The organism is Arenibacter catalasegens (genome assembly GCF_002909235.1).
Taxonomy (GTDB): domain Bacteria; phylum Bacteroidota; class Bacteroidia; order Flavobacteriales; family Flavobacteriaceae; genus Arenibacter; species Arenibacter catalasegens.
The window spans coordinates 62,239-83,831 of sequence record NZ_PHQQ01000027.1; the positions used below are offsets into that span (position 1 = coordinate 62,239).

Annotated in this window: 18 protein-coding genes; all 18 read right to left on the minus strand. The window is 37.6% G+C overall.

Annotation, left to right across the window (positions count from 1 at the left end):
• Position 1: 1 nt before the first annotated feature.
• The 18 genes from CWD90_RS18610 to CWD90_RS18695 all read right to left on the minus strand — a co-directional run bounded on the left by CWD90_RS18610 (position 2) and on the right by CWD90_RS18695 (position 21,293).
• Positions 2-2,338, minus strand: a complete 2,337-nt coding sequence (locus CWD90_RS18610) for an aminotransferase class III-fold pyridoxal phosphate-dependent enzyme (RefSeq protein WP_103477577.1) — start codon at positions 2,336-2,338, stop codon at positions 2-4.
• 31 nt (positions 2,339-2,369) lie between these two features.
• A complete protein-coding gene (locus tag CWD90_RS18615) occupies positions 2,370-3,146 on the minus strand; it encodes an SDR family oxidoreductase (RefSeq protein ID WP_103477578.1) in 777 nt (258 codons plus the stop codon).
• Positions 3,147-3,171: 25 nt separating this feature from the next.
• Positions 3,172-4,089, minus strand: a complete 918-nt coding sequence (locus CWD90_RS18620; protein WP_103477579.1) for a Gfo/Idh/MocA family oxidoreductase — start codon at positions 4,087-4,089, stop codon at positions 3,172-3,174.
• Positions 4,090-4,111: 22 nt separating this feature from the next.
• Positions 4,112-5,071: a hypothetical protein gene (locus CWD90_RS18625; protein WP_103477580.1), complete on the minus strand. Its 960-nt coding sequence runs from the start codon at positions 5,069-5,071 to the stop codon at positions 4,112-4,114.
• Between the two features lie 3 nt (positions 5,072-5,074).
• Complete coding sequence (locus CWD90_RS18630; protein ID WP_103477581.1) at positions 5,075-6,328, minus strand: sialidase family protein; 1,254 nt, start codon at positions 6,326-6,328, stop codon at positions 5,075-5,077.
• A 53-nt stretch (positions 6,329-6,381) separates the two neighbouring features.
• The gene (locus CWD90_RS18635; RefSeq protein WP_103477582.1) at positions 6,382-7,338 is read right to left on the minus strand and encodes an aldo/keto reductase; all 957 of its coding nucleotides are present in this window, start codon (positions 7,336-7,338) and stop codon (positions 6,382-6,384) included.
• Positions 7,339-7,419: 81 nt separating this feature from the next.
• Entirely contained in the window at positions 7,420-8,172 is a 753-nt protein-coding gene (locus tag CWD90_RS18640; RefSeq protein WP_103477583.1) for a phytanoyl-CoA dioxygenase family protein, read from the minus strand.
• A 112-nt stretch (positions 8,173-8,284) separates the two neighbouring features.
• Positions 8,285-9,805 carry a glycoside hydrolase family protein gene (locus tag CWD90_RS18645; RefSeq protein ID WP_103477584.1) on the minus strand — a complete coding sequence of 507 codons (1,521 nt, stop codon included), beginning with the start codon at positions 9,803-9,805 and terminating at the stop codon, positions 8,285-8,287.
• A gap of 110 nt (positions 9,806-9,915) precedes the next feature.
• On the minus strand, positions 9,916-11,436 hold the full coding sequence (locus CWD90_RS18650) for a sulfatase family protein (protein ID WP_103477585.1): 1,521 nt from the start codon (positions 11,434-11,436) through the stop codon (positions 9,916-9,918).
• Complete coding sequence (locus tag CWD90_RS18655; protein WP_103477586.1) at positions 11,433-12,902, minus strand: sodium:solute symporter family transporter; 1,470 nt, start codon at positions 12,900-12,902, stop codon at positions 11,433-11,435. Before CWD90_RS18655 ends, CWD90_RS18650 begins: the two co-directional genes overlap by 4 nt.
• Before the next feature lie 35 nt (positions 12,903-12,937).
• Positions 12,938-14,251 (minus strand): neutral/alkaline non-lysosomal ceramidase N-terminal domain-containing protein, encoded by a 1,314-nt coding sequence (locus tag CWD90_RS18660; RefSeq protein WP_103477587.1) that lies wholly within the window; start codon positions 14,249-14,251, stop codon positions 12,938-12,940.
• Positions 14,248-15,261 carry an amidohydrolase family protein gene (locus CWD90_RS18665; RefSeq protein WP_103477588.1) on the minus strand — a complete coding sequence of 338 codons (1,014 nt, stop codon included), beginning with the start codon at positions 15,259-15,261 and terminating at the stop codon, positions 14,248-14,250. Before CWD90_RS18665 ends, CWD90_RS18660 begins: the two co-directional genes overlap by 4 nt.
• Positions 15,261-16,202: a 6-phosphogluconolactonase gene (locus CWD90_RS18670; RefSeq protein WP_103477589.1), complete on the minus strand. Its 942-nt coding sequence runs from the start codon at positions 16,200-16,202 to the stop codon at positions 15,261-15,263. The genes CWD90_RS18665 and CWD90_RS18670 overlap by 1 nt, the downstream gene beginning before the upstream one ends.
• The gene (locus CWD90_RS18675; protein WP_103477590.1) at positions 16,199-17,482 is read right to left on the minus strand and encodes a xylulokinase; all 1,284 of its coding nucleotides are present in this window, start codon (positions 17,480-17,482) and stop codon (positions 16,199-16,201) included. The genes CWD90_RS18670 and CWD90_RS18675 overlap by 4 nt, the downstream gene beginning before the upstream one ends.
• Before the next feature lie 12 nt (positions 17,483-17,494).
• Complete coding sequence (locus CWD90_RS18680) at positions 17,495-18,325, minus strand: class I fructose-bisphosphate aldolase (protein WP_103477591.1); 831 nt, start codon at positions 18,323-18,325, stop codon at positions 17,495-17,497.
• Complete coding sequence (locus CWD90_RS18685) at positions 18,322-19,692, minus strand: aspartate aminotransferase family protein (protein WP_103477592.1); 1,371 nt, start codon at positions 19,690-19,692, stop codon at positions 18,322-18,324. The genes CWD90_RS18680 and CWD90_RS18685 overlap by 4 nt, the downstream gene beginning before the upstream one ends.
• Before the next feature lie 69 nt (positions 19,693-19,761).
• A complete protein-coding gene (locus tag CWD90_RS18690) occupies positions 19,762-20,526 on the minus strand; it encodes an HpcH/HpaI aldolase family protein (RefSeq protein ID WP_205161270.1) in 765 nt (254 codons plus the stop codon).
• 62 nt (positions 20,527-20,588) lie between these two features.
• Positions 20,589-21,293 carry a FadR/GntR family transcriptional regulator gene (locus tag CWD90_RS18695; protein ID WP_103477593.1) on the minus strand — a complete coding sequence of 235 codons (705 nt, stop codon included), beginning with the start codon at positions 21,291-21,293 and terminating at the stop codon, positions 20,589-20,591.
• Between the last annotated feature and the right edge of the window lie 300 nt (positions 21,294-21,593).

Genomic DNA, 21,593 nt, shown 5'->3' on the forward strand with positions numbered 1-21,593 from the left:
ATCATGCTAAACGTGCAAATCCTGATTGGTTTCGGTTACTTCCTACCTCTTCATTAAGGCGACCACTTTCAATGATTTTTTCAATTTCTTTCAAGACAATATCAAGTGCATCAATCAATTTTTTATGATGTTCCTCCTTATGCGCATACATCAAGTAAAAGGTTGATGACACCAGAAAACCGTGATCTAGCATTTTTCTGATATAAAGCGCCTTGGCACTAAGTGAATCTGTTCCAAGTTGAAAGTTTAACGTAGGTGTTGAAGGCATACCTCCAATTACGATTTTACATGTTGGATAACGCTCAGCAACAGCCCTTAAAGAATCCTGAAGCTCCTCCCCTCTTTTCCAAACGACTTCCTGGACATTTAAGCGTTGGACTTTTTCAAGAACAGCCAGAGCTGCAGCTGTCCCAACACCGTCGGTCCAATAGCTTGATGAAATAAAACTATCATCAGCTTCACGCATTACTTCTTCACGACCTACAATTGCCGCAAACGGATAACCATTGCTCATTGCCTTTGCGTAAACTACTATATCCGGATCTATCCCAATTTTAGAAAGGGCTCCTGGAAAGCCATAGCGTAAGCCACTCGTAATCTCATCGATAATCAATACCCCGCCAGCTGCGTGGCATTTTTCGGCTACTTTCTCAATAAAACTATCATTGGGCCATTGTGAACGCATCGGCTCCATTACAACTGCGGCAAAATTCCCTTTGAGTGCATGAAGTGCACTATTCAATGAATCTAAATTGTTATATTCAAAAGGTACAGAGGTACCCGTTAATTCCCGAGGCACACCTTTCGGTTCCAAACCGGGCAGTAAATGTCCATCTAGTGCTTTACTGTCACCCAAATTTGCCGCAAGGTACCAGTCGCTCCAACCATGATAACCGCAAATAGCGATACCGCTGTTACCTGTGGCTGCTCTGGCTGTGCGCACCGCTATAGCCATTGACTCACCTCCGCTACGGGCGTATCGTACCTTGCCTGCCCAGGGGTGTAATTTCAGAAGTGACTCAGCTAACTGTACCTCCTGAGGATTTACCAAAGAGCAATATGACCCGAGCGAGATTCGGCGTCTAACTGCCGCGTTTACATCTGGATCTGCATAGCCAAGGAGTACAGCCCCAATGCCTCCAACATAATCAATAAAATGCCGGCCAGATAAATCCCAGACCTCACAACCAGCGCATCGAGAATAATACGAAGGCCAGGAATGTGTATCAAAACTCTCTGCGCGTTTGGAGAGTAATCCGGTACCACCTGAAATTACGGATCGGGCACGTTCCCATAACTCTGGTCCATTTGTTTCTGAAGGTAGTGCCTCGGTTGGAAGATGTGGTTTAAGCAAACGTAAAGCATTGTTTAGGAAAATATCATTTATGTCTCCAGTGGTCAAGCCCTCATCCTCACTCATCTCTTGCAGGCACAATAATGATTCAATACCTACCAAGGTCATTTCTGTTTCAGTAGCAGACTTAATATCTGACCTTAGATTCTCAGGATGAAGCCAATAAAAGTGTGATCCGGTTGTGACACAGCGACCTCGCATCTCACTTATTGCAAAATCCGAACCCCAAAGAATACGACGGGGTCCTAATGCTTTCCATGCTGCCCTAAAAGACTCCGTTTCACATATCGCCGAGGTATCTACCACTACATTATCAAGGTCTGTCAAGGTCTGTAAGCCGCTTCGTGCATTTCGATAATTAAAGCTCCTGGCAATGTGGGCAAGAATTAGCCTGACATTTGGATAGGTCCGACAAAGTCGTCTTATTTCCTTCTGATTGTCTTCATCGGCTATTGCCCCATCAAGAACCATATGTAGCAGCATGACTCCCCTTGTTTCGTTTAATATTTCCCACATCCACTCAGGCGCATATTCCGTTATGGATGCGTTCATTGTATCTAATCGTTCAGCATAAATATGATAAACTTTCAAACCACAAAAAAGTCCATTCCTAAGTTCATCTGCAGTTTGCGCCGGATCATCTACAGGAGATACTACTTTTAAGGCCCGACTTAAAGATGTTCCGTTCAATTGGGTTTCTTCCCTTACCCACCTATTCATTTCGTCTCGATTTGCTGATCGATGCGGCAATCCAAAATAGAGCCCATGAATAGTTTTGGTCGGCATATATCGTAACAATGCATTCCGATGTTCTGTACAGCCCAATGTACCCTCATCTTTCAAAAAAGGCCACGCCTCCGAAGCAAAATGTGCAGGATTATAAGGATGAGTATGAATATCAAATATTTCATCAGGAATAAATCCTGCCAGCTTAGACATGATAATATCACGTTCCTGCTTTCTTAATATTTTTGTATATCTCATCCTATAGTTTTTTTGAATTAATTATATCCGGTTAGGCATTCAGCCCGCCATCCATCAATATATTCTCACCATTAATATAGGCTCCCGCATCGGATGCAAGGAGAACCATTAGTCCTTTAATATCATCGTTGTTTGCCAGGCGACCTGCCGGTACTTTTTTGTTGTAATTTTCAATGAAACGTTCCGGCTGGTTATTGAGTAACCCACCCGGGCTTACGCAATTGACCCTAATATTTTTATTAGCCAGTATCTTTGTGAGATAACGGGTGAGGTTAATAAGTCCGCCATTGTGAAAAAAGTAATCTGGTGGAGGGTTTCCCATATCGGTTCCCTCATAATTGGAAAGGTCGGGACCGTACATACCCATCATGGAACTGATATTGATAACACTTCCTCCTCCATTTTCCCCAATAAGTTCACACATTTCCCGAACTATATCCATCATGCCGGTTGCATTGATTCGCATTGATTCAGCAAAATTTTCCATTGAATCATCATACCCTTTCATGGGACGTGCAACAGCGTTGTTTACAAACACGTCCAACTTTCCAAACGATTTCAAAATTTCTTTTTTGAGAAACAACACGGATTCATGGTTTGCTTGATCTACCTGCAAGGCGTGAACATCTAGGCCGTCACCTCGAAAAGCTTCTGCTACGGCCTCTCCATTTTTTAAATTACGGGAAGCTATTATAACGGTTCCGCCCGCTTCGGCAAGCCCTTCTACTATACTTTTACCATATAAGCCTGCACCGCCGGAAACCAAAATAACTTTGCCTTTTAAATTCAATAAATCTTTTACGTTCATTTTATAAATTTTTTGATAATACCCATTACAAATACACTGTTTTACCTCCTTTTTCGAGACTTTCCATTGCTCCAATCAAGGTTTTAATAATCATTTCTGTTTTTTCAAATGGGAGCCTTGGCTTGCCCTCTTCTACCGATCTTACAAATTCAATAATATTGTCCCTGAACATGGAATACGAATTTTTGATGTCCATTAACCTCCATCCTTTTTGTCCAAATAAGGAAACTTGAAAGGTTGGCGAGATGTCCATGAAAAGGTGCAAGGTGGTCAGTAGCCCATTTTCAAACTTAATATAGACAATGTCTTTTCCAGCTTCCCCAACATGTTGTACAGATACCGGTTTCGGGTCATCCAACAACGAAAACAAAGCTTCCAGAAGATGGACGCCATATTTAATCCAATCTTTTTTTCCGACAGCAGTGGCCAATTCCAAGTTGCCCAAAGAAGCCAGCTCCTGCTTAACTATCCTACATTCATTGGCATAGCGCATCGAAGAACAGGACATAATGAATTTTCCTTTGGCGTTTTGGTTTGAAAAATATTCTAAATCTTCGACGGTAATGGCGAGTGGTTTATCAATAAAAATAGGAATGTCGGCATCGATAAAAGGCTTTGCCATAGCAACATGGTTTTTTGCATCATCCCTTGCCAGAATTACAGCATCGACCATGCCGGCCATTTCTTCCAAGCTATTTGCAATGGTTTCAATTTTTGCGGTTTTTGCAATACTTCCTGAAATGTTTTTATCTTGGGTCCAGACACAGGTGACTTTTGCCCCACTAACACCCAAGGTATCCTCATTTGCTTTTAGGTAGTTGGATACAGCAGGGAAACCCATTTTATCAATTTCTTCCGCATTATAACTGCCATTTATTATGGCTGACCATGAGTGAGGGTGAGCATTACCTTCGCTCATTCCAATAATTCCTAATTTTATCATATCATTTAATCTTATTCAAAATCTATCTCCCCTGACTGTCAATACTCAAAATTGCATTTGCAGCAGCCATTGTTATTTCTATGTTATCCTCATCATCGCCTTTATCCATAAACGACATGAGAAAAGGCAGATCTTCTTCGGCAGCAATATCTTGGTATACTGCCAGTGAGGCAGGAAGCTCATTATTATTCGCTGAATATATTTGTTTTTCCAACTTTTCCCTGCATTTAAGTACTCTTGTAGACAATAAAGAATCTTTAGGTGTATTTGCCAGTGTACAGGTTAATAAACTGGTATATAATGGTGAATCCATAGGTTCGTTCATTGCTCTAGAAGATAATAAATCCCAATTTTGAGTACTTATATTTTTCATTTTATACAATGCATAAATTGCTATTCTCTTAACTAAAGTTGATTCTTTAGAATTTAAAATAATGTCCATAAATGTACTTTTTACCTGATTCATATCCTTTTCCGAAGTGTAGGCTGTACCCCAATAGGTATAGGCCCACATTGGGTTATGAGCACTTTTAAGGACTGAATCTGTAACCTCAACAGAAATAGTATTTGGTGATGCCTTTAATTTAGCCAAAGATTCAGCAGCGTGTATGCGGTCAAGGGAAGTATATTCTTCATATACTTTTGAAATTGAATCCAACCACTGATTTTTTTCCTCTGAAGATATTGCCGCTTGATTTAATACTCGCCAAACCCCAATTCGATAATAAGGTTCATCTCTCTTTTGCTTCTCCTCCTCAATAAAGATATCATGCACATTATTTGAGTAACCAAGATTAAGAATGTACTCTGCTGCATGTACCTTTTCCCATTCTTTCGAATTTTCTAATGCATACTGTAACTTACCTTTAGCACTCGTAGCTAATGATTCTGAAACAGCGGCTTTTTTATGCTCTTTACAACCAATGCTTTGGACACATATCAAGACCAGAATTAAACATCTCATTACTTTTAAAAACACCATATACTAATTATTTTCTATTTCTAAAATAGTGCCTGCAATATAACGGGTGCCATTATCATGATTGATATAGTAGATTACCAAAACCTTATCGTCCTTGATTTGGGTTGCCCAAGTATAACCAATATCACTATTGCCGCCATCATCGCGAAGAACGAACTCTGGAGCTGTTGCAAAATCTGTACATTCTGCATTAAGAATACGGGCGCGTATCCCGTAAGGCTCATGGCGGTACCCATAGGTAAGTAAAACTCTATTATCTTTTAATCGTAAAGCATTTAATGGATGTCCCTGGAAACCCATGGACTCCCATTTAAAAGTTTTACCTCCATCTGTTGAACGAGAAATAACAGCTTGGTCTTCAAAATGAGCTGTTCTTAAAAAACCAACAAGATCCCCTTTTGGGGTTTCCATTATAGATGCCTCGTTAAATGAAATTTTGCTATCAACAGCTACTGGGGAAACATATTCCCAAGTCAGCCCTTTATCCTTTGATGTGATAAGATAATTAGAAGTCTTATTAGGGGTATCATGTGCTGCTACTATCCATAAAATCCTACCGTCATTTGCCTCATATAATGCTCCTCTATTATATGCAGCCACAGGATTACCTAATGCATCATTCAATATTTCTGGCGCAATATGTGGAGGATATATGACGTCACCCCACGTTTTTCCACCATCATTGGAACGAACCAAATAGCCTCCTAAAAAAGTGGCGGTTCCCGAATTAACCAAATTGGGTTGCTTTAAATTGGATATGCCATCTGGTCTAAGAAAAGCCCAGCCATAACTTGTACTAAGAATTGTGCCGTCTTTTAATTGCAATAAACAGGGGTCTTGAGACCCACCAAAAGGATGAGCGTACATTAATTCCGGTTTTTTGGTCCAGGTTTCTCCATTGTCACTTGATTGCACCGTTACCAAATAGCTGTTGGGATCAACGTGGTTTGTCCCGCTCTCTCCAAATATTTTACGATCTGGTGCTCTACGAAATGCTACCAATATCTCTCCATCCGGTCGTGTTATTACAGATGGAAATGTCGAGAAAAACATAGAATCCTTATAGATTACAACATCCTTTATTTTACGAACGCCCAGAGTACTATCTCCCAAATATGGTGCCTTTTCATTTATTGTTATTTGGGAATCTTCAGTTTTTACTGCTTGTTTTGATTTCGTTAAATTCTTATCTGTACATTGTACAGTAACAATAAGAATCAAACTTAATAAGCAGATTTTTTTTACTTTACCTTTCATAATATTTATATTCTTAAATTATATTTATACTTTTTGACCGTTAAGAAGAACGGTTATGTCAACCATCCCATTTTTTCCCACTTAACCAGATCTAAAAAATCAATATCTGGATACTCTAGTTCTTTTGCTCTCTTCAATAATTCAGAATTTAAATAATTGCCATCTGCTACATCTATAGAATTTTCTAAATATTCTAACCGATCAATGCCAACAAGTACTGAAGAAACTTGCTCCTGCGATAAGGCAAATTTTACTGCTAGTGCTGCAAGATCACACCCGAATTGACTCCACAATTCCTTATACAATGCAATGTGTTGCTCTACATCTTTTAATTCTAAATGCAATGATCTTCCTTTATTACTCAATATTCCCTTAAATAAAACGGAACGTATCATAATGCCAATTTTATTCTTTTTTGCCAAAGAAAAATTAACCTCATGTGATTGATCCATTAAGTTATAAGGCAATTGAATAACATCCCAATTACCACTGTTTATGGTTTTCGTTGTCTCTTCAACAGAATAAGTAGAAACTCCAGTTGCACGAATTAATCCTCTTTTTTTTAACTGAAGAAAGGTCTGGGCAATCTCTTCATTTTCAAGAATCCCACTATCAACCTGATGTAACATATAAACATCCACGTAATTGGTTTGTAAAGCCGCAAGGCTTTCCTCTAAGGATTTCTCAATAGTTTGTTTTATTTCTTTTGACGAAGGTAAAACCCCTGACTTATCCCTGAGTTTACAGCATTTGGTACTAATAACTACTTGATCTCGTTTGGCTCTAAAAGCTTGTCCCATAATCTCTTCGCTATCACCGTACATACGTGCAGTGTCAAAAAAATTAATTCCCTTTTCTACAGCTTCATGTAATAGGTGAATCGATTCATGGCGAGAGAGCATATCAGCCTGGCTCTTTATTCCAATTCCGTAAGGCATCCCTATTTCAACACCTCCAAAGGCGACCTCAGACACATCAATGCCAGTTGATCCCAGTTCTCTTTTTTTCATTGCTTTTATTGTTATTTAAACTCTAAAACTTTACAAACCCTTAACCATAATTATTTCACCTTTCATCCCAATGCATAGGCATTATACAGGTGGTATAGCACTCACTGCCTCTGTATATTTCTCCTTCAATTGTGGATTGGTTTGCGTATGTTCTCCTCTGTATACGAAAAGGAGTCCCAGACGTGAATCGCTGGAATGGTTGGGCTCGGAGTGGTGTATTGTTTCACAATGATGAATAGTGGCGTCACCGGAATTAAGCAAGCCGCAAAATTGTTCTGATGTTGGGATATTTGGCAGTTCATCCAAGCCGATAGAATTGCCTGTCACTCCTGAGAGTTTGGTGGGTTTCATACCGTCTTTATGCGATTCTTTGATAAAATAAACTGGTCCGTTTTGCGCAGTTACTGGATCAATCGCAATCCAAAGAGTAAGCATATCTGGTGGTGTCTGGCAAAAATAGGCATTGTCCTGATGATAGGGTACACCAGAACCAACCAGTGCTGGCTTGTTAAATGTCTCTACAGCCGCAAGTATAGGCTTACCATTAACAAGCTTGGAAACCAAAGAGATGATTTCGTCACTTTCAGCTAATTCTTGAAAATACTTATTATAAAGTTCCAGCCTCCATAGATTTCGAATGGTTTTACCGTCTGTTTCCGTTGTTTTGGCATCTGCTGGCAAAGAAGATAAATCATCTCGCATATATCGCTTTAATTCATTTCGGATTTCCTCGACCATTTCTTGTGAAAAAAATTCTCTGATACAGACTACCCCATCCCGCTGATAGGCATTCAACAATGCCCCATCATTATTATTTAGTTTAAAGTCATTCATAAGTTGAGTTTTAACATCATTTTATTCTAAACTACTTCTTCTCATATTTTTGCTATTCAAAATTTATTGAAATTATAATACTCCAAGGAACTATTAAGTGCTATGATTCCCATTAATCAGCACGCTGAGCTTTGGTACCTGCAAAAAATCCATACAATTCAGTATTTTCCATTTCAAATTTAATGCTCAAGCCATTTTCCCTTATAGGTAGTTCGCTATGCTTTTTCCATCGAACAGTTTGAACAGTTCCATCTTTATCAATTGGGTAACAATCTTCCAAAGAATATCCGGGAATGGTGTTGCCCTCTGCATCGATTAATGCTACACGTAGGAATCCGTTACTTGCATCGGCATTAACGAATAATGGTCCATCTGCTCTTTGTATGGGCTTAGTAGTGACTGTGGCGGCATGGCCTGCATCCAACGAAACAAATCCATTTAAACGCAGCGTAGCGCGTCCGATCCCACTATGCCTCTGTTCTTTACTGTTGTGCGAATTATCCCAACCACTGTAATAAATTACTGTTTTATCGCCGTGATTGAACACCGGAGCGCAAAAAAGCATTCCATCGTCCCAACTGCCAGTAGTACCCAATGGAAGAAACGTTTGCTGATCGGCAACCCTTTCCCAATTCCTGTTATCATGACTCACTGCAAGTTGAACATCAATGGTCTCATCCCCAGGTTTTTTATAGGAATACAGCAACCCAATATATGAGTTCCCATATTGCGAAACAGTCATACCGTAGGACTGGGGATCTTCAATGTCGTATTTGTGACTGATAACAACTTCGGGTTCCGACCAATTAATAAAATCGCTACTTTCAGTACGTACTATTTGCCGAAACAAAGGCCAAGGTTCAGCCCATCCTTTAGTGTAGGCCACATATTTCCCCGTTTTTTCATCTTGCATAACAGACATAACATCACTAATGGATTGTGCTGTTTTATTTGCAGAATGAACCGGGTTACCTGCATACTTTGTCCAGTGAATACCATCGGGTGAAAAAGCAACACACATTCCATCGTCCTGGTATCCTTTTTCTCCCAAAGGAAAGTCCCACCAAATCATTTTATACCTTTTGGCCGGATCCGGATCCTTATTATCCTTTATTACACTTGGAGAATACAGATCATGAAATCCATAATTATGAAGCACAATATTATTATCTGTTGATCCTTTATATTCGTTGATTCCAAGATTTGGCCTCGTCCAGTTAATGCCATCCAAACTGGTAGCAAAAAGAATAGGTGTTTTTTCCTTTAATTCATCTTTTACATTATAACTCTGATACCAAAATTTAAAAATAGAATCCTCCTCATCGAAAATTACTGTTCCAAAACAATATGGATTTTGCTCCCAGGGCACATCTGCCCGAATCAACGGATTATCATTATGCCTTTCAGGCTGGTGTAGTTTGGTTGTAATTTTTGTGCTGTTTGCAATCCAGTAATCATCAATGAAAAGTTGCCAATTAGCCGAGGTTTTTGTTAAGGAGCTTTTAAATTGATTCGAATCCTTTTCATCAGTATTATTTTTGCAGGCAGAAATTTGGGCTACAAAATAAATTATTGATAGAAAAAAAATTGAATTAACCGTTACTCTTCTTTTATTAAGAATTTCACTTTTCATAATTGAATTTTTATTAAAAACATTTTTAATTATTAATAATCTATTTCAAGTGCTTCTATTTGTTTTGCTTCTCAAATTTTATTCAATAAAACAGATTGCATGCCTATATTTTATAGCTGCCTATTAACATCATTTAAATAGTTGGGATATTCCCATTTAAAATTCTCAACTTTATTATAACTATGATTTGGATATAACGTATTTATCGAATCCATTTCACGGGTAAATTTTCCTAATTTAATTTCATCTAAAAATGGATCATTTGTTTCTTGCCGCCATTCCATAAGCGCATCTTGCATTTTTTTTAAAACACCCTCGTAATCCCCATTTTCTGCTAAATTGTTAAATTCCCATGGGTCGTTTTCAAGATCATATAACTCCCACTCTGGTGGTGATTTAAAAATCTCATATGCTTCCTGAATTTTAGTTTCTGAAGTCTCTATTTCAACCTTATTCGTACCAGTTGCAAAATCCGGGTTTACATAGGCAGTGTAAGCGGGGAAAACTTCTCTTCCCGCATCTATTTTATGGATTAATTTAAATCGACCATCTCGGATACTTCTTCTTGGAAAATAAAATACTGGTGATTCTCCAGCACCACCTGCTCCTAAATATTGTCTCCATAAAGAGGGATCGAAATCCTTGTCGAAAAGTTTAAAAATAGACTTACCAGACAATTTATCAGCCGTCTTTCCTCCAGCTAATTCTAAAATAGTGGGTAAAATATCAACAACGGAAACCAGTTCATCCCTTATTACGTTTTTTGATTTGATTCCCTCTTCCCATTTTATTATAAATGGGATTTTCAGTCCCCCTTCATAATTTGTCAATTTCCCCCTGCTGAATTGGGCACCGTGGTCGCTTATATAAATGATTAATGTATTGGATAAATCTCCAATGCTGTCCAATAACATTCCTACCGCCTCATCCAGCCTGTTTATGCAGTTATAGTACTTTTCAGTTTCAGTTCTTAACCTAGCCGTATTAACACCAACAAATGGAAGTGTATTTTTAATTTTACTGGTATCAACTTTTACTGTGGGTAATCCTTCCACATCATTCTGAAAAGGAAGATGGGCATCGGGAAAGTTTACCATTAAAAAATATGGTTCATCTGAATCATTCTCTTCTATGAATTTTTTCGCATCGAAAGCATATTCTGATAGTTTGCTCTTTTCGAAGTTGCTACCGGGAATTGCCCTAAAATCAAAATTGAATCTTTCATCTGGATTTACATGTATTTTTCCAATTATACCCGTTCTGTATCCAACTTCTTCGAGATATTGGGGTAATACTTTTATACTATCGAATAAAGTATATTTATGGCTAGCCCATCCAAGCTGACCATTTTGATGAGCGTATAAACCTGTAAAAATGCTGCTCCTACTAGGACTACAGACCGAAGTCGTAGCATAAGCATTGGTAAATCTTACACCATTTTTAGCCAATCTATCCAAGTTGGGTGTGTGAACAATAGAGTTGCCATAACATCCCAAATCCTGACTGTTGTCCTCTGAAACAATAAGAAGAATATTTGGCCTTACTTCCTTAGCATTCTCAATATCACTACACGAAAAGAGCAGTGAACCGGTTAATATACCTGCACAGATTATTTTAATTGATAAATTCATTTATTTTTTTTCCATAAACTTAGAACAAGACTAATTACAACCCCAACAATAAAGGAACCTGGAATGATCCAAAGAAAGGAAATGGTTTCTCCAAATAATTCCTGAGAAAAACTGATTAATACTGCAGCTACACCACTTGATAAGGTGCCAATAAAAGTAGCGGTAGGCTTTGCCTTCTTAACAAACATGGCCATGAAAAATGGCACAAATAATGGAGCGACTAATAAATTGATGGTTTTATAGGTTACCTCCAATAGGTTGCCTTGAACTTTACCAACAACTAAACTTAACAGCACAATAATGAAACCTATTCCGAAGGATATATATTTTGCCAATTTCACCTGATCTTTCTCCTTAATGGTTTTCTTGCTGAATCGAAGGATAAAGTCATTAATTATCGACATGGCAGAAGAATTAATACCAGAAGAAAGGCTTGACATCGAAGCGGCAAGCAAACCTGCCAAAACTAGGCCAGTAAACCCGGCCGGCAATCCTATTACAATAAATCTTGGGAACAAAGAATCTGCTTCATCTACAATAGTATTTCCATTTAAAAGCAAATCAGGGTTCATCTTAAAATATGCAAATAAAGCGAGTCCAAGTACTGCTAAAAGCAAGATGACCAAGGCATTTGACACTATAGAATTTAGATACATTCGCCGGGCCGTTCTAACATCCTTAGTTGCCAAATATCGCTGAATAGCCATTTGATCTGATCCTGCCGTACAGACATACCATCCAAAAGTAGTTATGACAACAGGTAAAAAACTAAGGCGGGCTTGAGCGTCAAAAAACTTCCATTCTGCCCATTGTGTTGGCCATTCTGTTGGAATAACATTCGAAACACCTCCTACCTCATTAACAATTAAAATGATTGCAATTATAGAACCTCCAAATAAAATAAAGGTTTGCACAACATCTCCTAACACAACACTTTTAAAACCCCCAAAAGAGGTATAAATTACTGTAACTACCCCTATGATAATACTTACATATAAAGATTTTTCTGCAGGCCAACCCATTATGGGCACAATAACTTTTTCAGAAACCATATATATGATTACCGCCATCCAAACGATGCGCATTGTCAAAAAATAAATTGCTGCAACTATTCTATTTCGAATATCTAATTTCGTTTCCAATAACTCATAAGCACTCGTTATATTGAGTCTCATTATGTAAGGAATAAAATAGTAGGCTACAACCAGATATATGAACGGTAGGGCAAATAATGAAGACCAAATCATTGGCCCATACTTAATCATTTCTCCAGGCATGGACAAATAAGATACAGCACTGAACATTGTGGCAAAAAGAGAAAGTCCAACCTTCCATGGTGACATATTTCTACCCCCTAACATATAATCTTCAGTGCTCTTATTTTTGGTGGAAAAATAAAACCCCAGAAGCAACATTCCTGCAAAATATCCAATTATTACTATCCAATCTAAAGTGGTTATCGTCATATTTCTTATATAATTGTTTTAATAAATAGTCCTACTTAATACCTCAACATTTTATGAACCATCTGAACAATCAATGCTCCACCTTCAGCAGAAAAGACACCATTAGAGGCTTCATATCCGCCTTCCTCTTCTGCCTCTTCAGTGACGATATACCCTGCCAACACCCCATTCGATAGTGTGCTTACAAATACTTTTCCTGGTAATTTTTCCTTAATTCTTAAAGAATACTCTACAAACAATTCTCCGGGCAGAAAGACAAAATGAAATTCACCTAATGCGATACTATTTATTTCTATTGGTAAAATAGATTTATACACTTTTTCAAGCTCTCCATCCATTAACATTTTTGTAAGTTTCAGCTTTTCTTCCGCACCGAACCAGTCACATTCTACCGTTCTAATTTCTGTTGCGGATTCACCGTTACGCCGCATTGTATCCAATTTATTTTTTACAAAAACTACCTTTTTTTCAGCATCCGCTAGGGTCATAAACTTTTTTCTAGGCAACACTAAACTTCTTTTTTGGATAACTTGTTTATGCCAATCTTGATAATCGGACTCACTTAATTGTAGGACACTGTCCGTAATTCGCTTTCCTAGCGTATAACCCAGGCGTTTCGCCTCATCAAACGTATTTGAATCAATAAAATGTCTAGGAGATTGATTTCCGGAAGGTCCGGTTTGGTATAGCAATACAACATCTTTACCTAATTTTTCTCCAATAAACTTTCTAATGTATCCTGGATAATCTGCGGAAAACAACCTAGAATCTTCATGCAATACCGTTGGGTGCATACAATGAATAATTGATAAGGCAAAAATATCATTGGTATAAAAATCCTTTAAAACTATAATTGGCACTTCAGGGTCACTAATACCTGTTTTAGAATGACGATTACCTCCAACTCCAGTACCATCAGCAGACGTTATCGCTATTTTACTTCGCTTTTTGTTATTAAATGCTTCAATAAAAACCAGTGCTATTTTTTTTACCAAATACTCGATATATTCTGGATCTGCCTCCGGGACAATGGGGTCGTGAAAAATATCAGAAAAAGTTACTGGCCCAGAATGGGTATGCGATGCAGAAATCATTAAATTTTCACCTTTAATACCTGTAGACTTCTCGACCAGCTCTCTAACCGCTATTGTAATTTCCTTGGAAATAAAAATGACATCTACAGCACAAAATCCAATTTGAATCTCACCATTATCAATAATTAGAGCAGAGGCAAATAATGGGTCATGAGTGCCTTCGCTTGTACGCTCTACATGTGGATAACCATGAAGAAACATTGGTTTTTGTGGTGTTACATCAATTATGGCTACTCCTACAAATAATTTTTTCATATCTCCTCTCCAAATAAGAATCGTAAATTGTTTTTATATGCAATATTGGCCTTTAAGGCTTTGGGTACCTTATGTAATATGTTAGTTTCCTCCCTATACTCGCAATCCAATCGATCTTCAACCAGTTTACCATCGCCTGTGTAATACTTTTGTATCCAATAGTTAAAAGGAGTATCACTTCCCCAAAGCATGGTGTCTGGATAAGTTTCGGCTAATTTTACCATCACGGAAAGCGGATCTTCATAGTTGGCCTTAAATCGAAGGTCTTTGGTAGCTACACTAGGTGAGTTTTGTACAGCAAGTTTACAATGAATGATAAATGCCGAGAAGTCTACGAAACAGTTATTTAACTTAGCAGCTTTTTTTAATACTGGTTCAAGAAAACGAGCAGAATGGGCTATACAAATGCGAATATCAGGATTCCTTTCCGCCAGATCCACTATATCCGATGCGCAAGCCCATGGATCATCTGGATGGACCGAAGAATGGAATATGATCGGCAAGTTCTTCCTACGCGCAAACTCTAAAATGGGTTTTCCTTTACCTTCCAGGTCATTTACAAAAGCTTGAATGTAGGTAGTAGCTGTTTTGATTCCGTAAACAGCATACTTTTCCGAAATCTCTTCCATAAAATCCGCTTGCTTCTCAGCTTCCCTCGAAGGGTCGAACATTAAAAATGGAAGTATTTTATCTGTATATTCGGGAAATATCTCGTTAATCTCGTTCAACATATTTCTGTTTTCCAATTCAAATGGAAAATTGCAATATTCGGTCGTGGTTTTAATCTTTGATGAGCTACTATCATTTACATAAAAAGCAGAATCAACAAAAGGAAACGTAACGGAATAATCAATACCAAGTAAATTCATACGAATAACAAGATCCTCAACCGAAAGTGCATAGGGATATCCGTATTGATAAAAGAATTTAGGAGATATGCCAACATGTGTATGTACATCTATAACAGCTTCCTTTTCATACAATTTGCGCTTTAACATCTCGTTGTACATCAATATCCTTTTTCAAAATCTGGTTCAATATTCATTGCTATTGTTTCCGAAACATAAGAATCTGTTCGTAAAAGCTGATGCACAGATTCAGGAACTAATGGTGTTGGATCCCCATGCAAAACAAGTCGGGTAACCAAGCGTTGCCATGAAGTGGTTGTACCATGTACACCAATCCCACAGACCTGCATTCTGTTTTTAGCCCTTACCACTTGGGCGGGCCCAATGGTCGCAGCCTTTGGTGGTACCATTGCCAAATCACCACTCATACCAAAACTTCCGTGAAGAGAATTTTGTGCAAGCGTAAATGGACTGAGCGTAACAATTCGGGCATCCATTTCCATCCATTCAGCCATTGAACTAGCTTTAAATTCTGGCGCATCTGGCTCAATAAATGCCAAATGGCCTGTCCAACCCGGACCACTATAGACCATGTCGGCCTCTCCAAGGTCGGTGATCATTTTACCATAATCATTAATATTCTTATTCGTAAATGAATGTATTTGATTTTCAGGGGGACGAAGATTTTTGTCCAAGTTGTAATAAAAATAATTTTTAAATGCGTGACCAAAGCCATATTTCCATGTTTCAGGAGCAATGTTCCCATCTTGGTCCGCATACTCATCCATATTGAACGTATACAGTTTGCTACAATCTACTTTGAACTTATTGAGCATATGTGCCAACATTCTAAAATGTGGCCATGGATTGGGCATGATCAATACAATGGGTTCGTTGGCATCTGAAGCGGTCTTGATACGATGGAAAATATCAAAAAGCATTATAACGCCCATATCCGCATCAGGAACAACTTGAATATTGAAATCCGGGTTTTTGTGTTTCTCAATGTCTTCCCGCTTAATACTTCTTACTCTTTCTAAAACTTTTTTATCCCTAAAAGGAACATGTATTGACGGTTCGTAAGTAAAATCCAAGTTTTTCATATTTTTGATAGATAAATATTCAAAGCACCAACTAATCCCGCATTTGCCTGATTGTTGATAATTATCGGTTGTTTAACTTCTTTTTTAATTATTTGGAGTAACACTGTTGATTTTGTAATTGCTCCGGATAAAAAAATAGTATTAATACCCACTTTTTGACTTATGCTGGCAATGTGCTTTTTTAATTGATTTACATAATATTTGATGATACTAGCGCAAAATTGATTGGCCTCCTTTATGGTGTTGAACTCAAGGTCATTTACTAAAAAATCTGGTGTTCTCTCTTCCATTTCTGGATAATCTACATAGGTCTGAAAAAGTTGATTGTAGGATCCTTCCTCAAATAATTTCTCCTTTAAACTCCTGATTATAATACCAAAATCAGGTTCATAGCTCAATAAAAAATAATCACTGGATATGGGATATTTACCCGCAATTTGATCTAACTCTAAATTTGTGGCCATATTTTTGGTTATCGAGAATAAAACCAAGGCAGAACCAAAGTTTATCGTAATATCCCCAGAATTTTTTAAGCCTGCCCCAGATGCCGATGCACACTGATCGTTACCGCATAAATAGACTGGAAACCTGTACGGTATTTTCCATTCTTTTGATATTTCTTCGGAAATTAATGCACTTGTTTTTGCAGCATTTTCTATTTGCGGGAAATTATCTTTAGAGAGTTCTAAAATTTGTAAGAGCTCACTATTAATATCCTTTTGTACAAAATCGTACATTCCGCTCATTCCAAAACTTGTAGTGTCGGTATAAAATTTATGGGTGAGTTGATAAACCAAGTACTCATTGATCAAAGGAAAAAATTTGGCACTTTCAAAAACAGCAGGTTCATTTTTCTTCAACCACAATAGTTTCGAGGCGAATAACCCCGAAAGCGGCTGCCCAAAACCTGAGTATTTCTGATACCCGGGTAATTGTGCCTTTAAATAATCGGCTTCATCCTTTGCTCGTTCATCCAACCAAACAATCCCATTGCGCAATGGTTCAAAATCATTAGTAACAGGGACGAATGTATTGGCCTGACTTGTAATCAGCAAGGCCTTCACATTTCTATTTTGAACAGCTTTTTCTGAAAGACATTGAAGAATTAAATCCTTAACAATGTCGAAGAATAAAATAACATCGATCTCATAGGAATTTCCACTTTGAATCATGGGAAACTTTTCTTGTTTCTCAGTCAAAATATTGTTAGTTGAGGTAAGACATGCACATTTAATATTGCTAGTGCCTATATCTAATACTATGAAAATTTCCTTTTTCAATCCTTTGTGCTATTAATTTAGAAATTCTAAAGCTTGATCAACAGTAAGATCATGGTGAACAATACCCATCAGCGCTTTTGTAATTGCTGCTGGGTTCTTATGTTGAATAACATTCCTACCATAGACTATTCCTGATACTCCTTGCTCTATCATCGCCTTTGTTCTAGTGAGTATTTCATCATCGGACACTTTCCCCCCACCTCTGACCATTACTGGAATTTTCCCTGCAATTTCAATTACCTTGTGATATTCATTCACATTAGCTGTGGGGTCTGCTTTGATAATATCAGCTCCTAATTCCACCGCTTGGCGCACCAAAGGCAGAATCTTGTTAAGATCTCCGTCGACCATATAACCACCTGCTTTTTCATTAGGTTGAAAGACCAGAGGCTCTATCATAAGAGGCATTGAAAAACGATCACAAAGTGGCTTGATTTTTAATATATTTTGAATGCATTGGTCTGTTACAAGAGGTTGGCCAGGTATTTGGAATAAGTTTACCACAACACAAGCTGCATCCTGATTGATTGCCTGTACTACGGGATCACCGATAATTCTACTAAATAAGTGACTCGGCAATTCTGTACCATATACATTGGCCACATCTGTTCTCATAACCAAGGTAGGTTTATTTTTCCCTGGTAATGACTGCAAATAATGGGATTGACCAACTGTAAGTTGAATAGCATCCGGTCCTGCCGTCACCACAGTTTCAACCGCCAATTGCAAATTCTCTATACTTTTTAAAAATCCAATTTCATTAAAAAAGCCATGATCGATTGCCACATTAAGGCAACGGTTTGATTTTTCATTGAATAACCTGTTTAATCTATATTTTTTCATCTGTAACCAAATTCTTTTTCAACTTCTGTGATAGACTCTTCTATAATATCCAATCCCATATCCGCATACTCTTTATCCATAATTAGAGGTGGGGACATTCGTAGTATATGACCTGCCGGAATCCATGCTAGCCCCTTTGCGAATGCTTTTTGATAAACCAATTTACCTGCCTCATCAAATGGTTCTTTGGTGGTTTTGTCTTTTACCAATTCCATTCCAAGTAAAAATCCTTTTCCTTTTACATCTCCAATAATGGGATGGTTTTCTTTCATTTTTTTCATCCTTTGCATGAAATGGGCACCAACCTCTCGCACATTTTCTAGGATCTGTTCTTCTTCAATAACCTCAATTGAAGCTAATGCCGCAGCACAGGCCATTGGATTTCCTCCATAACTTGATGATGCCGAAATTCTGTCTAAAGCTTCAGCATGCTCCTCTTTAACAACCATAGCGGTAACAGGAAATCCATTACCAAATGACTTGCCCAAAGTAACAATGTCCGGAACCACATCCCAATGATTCATACACAACCATTCTCCTGTCCTACCCATGCCCGTTAAGACTTCGTCTGCAAAAAACAAAATGCCCTTTTCACTACATAATTGTTGAAGTTTAGGGAAAAAATCCTCCGGAGGAAAAATAGACCCTCCCCAACCTTGAGCGGGCTCCAAAACAAATGCAGCAACATTTCCAACTGTACCCTCTTGAATAAACTGTCTGTAAAAATCTATATATGCGTCTGTATCAATTGATCCATCGGTCTTTTTAAAAACCGGACGATATGGGTCAGGGCGAGGCACCATATAAAACCCAGCAGACCGAGTAGGACCATAACTAAATACATCTCCTCTTATCATTTGTGCCATATTAACAGACCCCATGGTTTTACCATGAAAATCTCTATAACAAGAAATAAACTCATGTCGGTTACCTATTGCCCTAGCCGCTCTAATTCCAGCTTCTACCGCGGTAGTTCCATCACTATACAATTGAATAGAATTTAGACTTCCTGGTAATACATCTGCCATTTTTTCGAGCAGTTTCTCTTTAACCGGTGTAGCAAAATCATGACAATTCATTAATTTTTTGGCCCATTTTGATATAGCTTCGGATACTTTTGGGTGGCAATGACCAAGAGAGGCCACATAAATACCGGATGAAAAATCTAAATACCTATTATTATCAACGTCGGTCAACGTAATTCCAGACCCTTCTGAGAAGGCGACAGGAAATTGTTTAACTTGTGAAGAAAGCCCTCGAATATATTTACTTGTATTCGCATGCATTTTTCTAGACTTGGAACCAGGTAACTCTGTTATTATATGTGGTATGCCTTTTGCTTCTTTTTTCCACCAATCTTTACTCATTCTTAAATTTTTTAAATTGCTTACTTTGATACTTTTGTTAATTCAAACTATTGTAATGTTGTTTTCGATTTAAATTTTCTTTGAAATATCCTCCATAATCTGCCTACTATAATTAACGTGGCCGACAACATCTGCACCAAGAGAAATAAATCTATATCCCATATCAACCAATTCCTGATAATTACCAACACCTCCTACCGTTCCAGCAAATTTGTTATTTCTAATACAGACTTCAGCAATTTTTTTGCGGGCTTCAATAAGTTGTTTATTTTTCCAATTTCCCAAGTCACCAATCGCGTGGCTAAAATCGCCTGGGCCGAAAAAAATCATATCGATACCCTCTAACTTGGCAATCTCTTCCAGATCTTCCAATGGTTCTGGGTCTTCTATTTGTAAAATAACAAATCGTTCCTCGTTGGCTTGTTTAATGTATTCGGTGGGGTCTAACATAGTGTATAAGGAATCGGCATTTCCGCCATCAACAGCACGTAGACCTATGGGCTGAAACCTTGTCATCTTTACTATTGATTTCGCATCCTCTAGATTCATTACATGAGGAATCATTATGCCGCTAGCGTCTAACTCCAAAGGTTTAATATAATTACTATAACAACCTCTTGTAGTACGCACAACAACATCCATATCATGAGATTTAGCTGCCCAAATATGAGCCTGAAGTGTTGACCAATCATCAGCTAAATGTTCGCGGTCGATCCAGGCACAATCAAAACCGTTTAATCCAACTATTTCCGTTGCTTCCGGGCCAAAATTAACTTTTAAACAACTTACGACCCCTCCCGATCTTAGCTTTTTAAGCACCCTACTTTGTCTCATTTTTATATTTTCCAAAACTTATAATATTTATAATTGTGATTTCTTTAAAATTTATAATTCAATCATTTATTTTCTACAACCATTAAGTGGTCTAACATGGCATTGTGGGCTTCATCTTTATTACCATTTTCAATCGCTTTATAAATGGTATTATGGAATTCACGTGTTATACTATAGTTGGATGAACCTTCTAATTCTGAATAATGGAAGGTCCTTAAAAAGTTATATATAGGCTCCATAATGATTAAAAACATGGGGTTGCCGCTAGCTTGAGAAATAGCTTTATGAAACTCCACATCATAATACGTAAGCTGTTTTTTGTTAGTAGAATTCTTTTCCATGTTATCAATACATATTTGCATAGATTTCAAATCTTTAGAAGATCTGTTTTCTGCAGCTAGACCAGCTATAAATGGCTCGATACTTTTTCTAACTTGTTGGGTACATTCAAACCCTTGGTTGCCACATTTATAATTGATCAAGGCTGTAAGAGGTTCAAAAAGTGTTTTAACAGAAGGGCTTAAAACCAGTGCTCCTTTTCCTTTTTTAATTTCAATTATCCCTTTAGCGGATAACATTAATAATGCTTCCCTAACTACTCCTCGGCTTACATCAAAAATCTCGGTTAACTTGTTTTCACTTGGCAATAATTCTCCATTAGTATAGACACCATTATTGATAGCTTTAATAAGTTGTTCTTCTATTTGCCCACTTAGATTTTTTACTCGCGTTACTGATTTAAAATTTTCTTTATGTAATAAATCCATACTATTGTTTTACAATTCTTGAATATTAAGGTCATTATTAAAATAGTTTTTATCTTAAAAAACTATTTGGAAATCAACTACTCCTTTTATTTTTGAGTATTAAAAATCAGTCTAGGATATTGCTCAACGCTTTGTTCAAAATGTAAAATTTCATTACCGCTGAATCCTAATAAATATTTACCCTCATCTTCTCCTTGAAGACTTCGCACCAATTAAATTGCCGTTATAAACCGTACGAAAAAAGTATTATTCAACAAATTACAACAATTTATGTATATTTATATACTTGTAGGACAAGTA

Coding starts and splice junctions, on each gene's coding strand:
- CWD90_RS18610 (WP_103477577.1), bottom strand. CDS start 2,338: ATGAGATATACAAAAATATTAAGAAAGCAGGAACGTGATATTATCATG.
- CWD90_RS18615 (WP_103477578.1), bottom strand. CDS start 3,146: ATGAACGTAAAAGATTTATTGAATTTAAAAGGCAAAGTTATTTTGGTT.
- CWD90_RS18620 (WP_103477579.1), bottom strand. CDS start 4,089: ATGATAAAATTAGGAATTATTGGAATGAGCGAAGGTAATGCTCACCCT.
- CWD90_RS18625 (WP_103477580.1), bottom strand. CDS start 5,071: ATGGTGTTTTTAAAAGTAATGAGATGTTTAATTCTGGTCTTGATATGT.
- CWD90_RS18630 (WP_103477581.1), bottom strand. CDS start 6,328: ATGAAAGGTAAAGTAAAAAAAATCTGCTTATTAAGTTTGATTCTTATT.
- CWD90_RS18635 (WP_103477582.1), bottom strand. CDS start 7,338: ATGAAAAAAAGAGAACTGGGATCAACTGGCATTGATGTGTCTGAGGTC.
- CWD90_RS18640 (WP_103477583.1), bottom strand. CDS start 8,172: ATGAATGACTTTAAACTAAATAATAATGATGGGGCATTGTTGAATGCC.
- CWD90_RS18645 (WP_103477584.1), bottom strand. CDS start 9,805: ATGAAAAGTGAAATTCTTAATAAAAGAAGAGTAACGGTTAATTCAATT.
- CWD90_RS18650 (WP_103477585.1), bottom strand. CDS start 11,436: ATGAATTTATCAATTAAAATAATCTGTGCAGGTATATTAACCGGTTCA.
- CWD90_RS18655 (WP_103477586.1), bottom strand. CDS start 12,902: ATGACGATAACCACTTTAGATTGGATAGTAATAATTGGATATTTTGCA.
- CWD90_RS18660 (WP_103477587.1), bottom strand. CDS start 14,251: ATGAAAAAATTATTTGTAGGAGTAGCCATAATTGATGTAACACCACAA.
- CWD90_RS18665 (WP_103477588.1), bottom strand. CDS start 15,261: ATGTACAACGAGATGTTAAAGCGCAAATTGTATGAAAAGGAAGCTGTT.
- CWD90_RS18670 (WP_103477589.1), bottom strand. CDS start 16,202: ATGAAAAACTTGGATTTTACTTACGAACCGTCAATACATGTTCCTTTT.
- CWD90_RS18680 (WP_103477591.1), bottom strand. CDS start 18,325: ATGAAAAAATATAGATTAAACAGGTTATTCAATGAAAAATCAAACCGT.
- CWD90_RS18685 (WP_103477592.1), bottom strand. CDS start 19,692: ATGAGTAAAGATTGGTGGAAAAAAGAAGCAAAAGGCATACCACATATA.
- CWD90_RS18690 (WP_205161270.1), bottom strand. CDS start 20,526: ATGAGACAAAGTAGGGTGCTTAAAAAGCTAAGATCGGGAGGGGTCGTA.
- CWD90_RS18695 (WP_103477593.1), bottom strand. CDS start 21,293: ATGGATTTATTACATAAAGAAAATTTTAAATCAGTAACGCGAGTAAAA.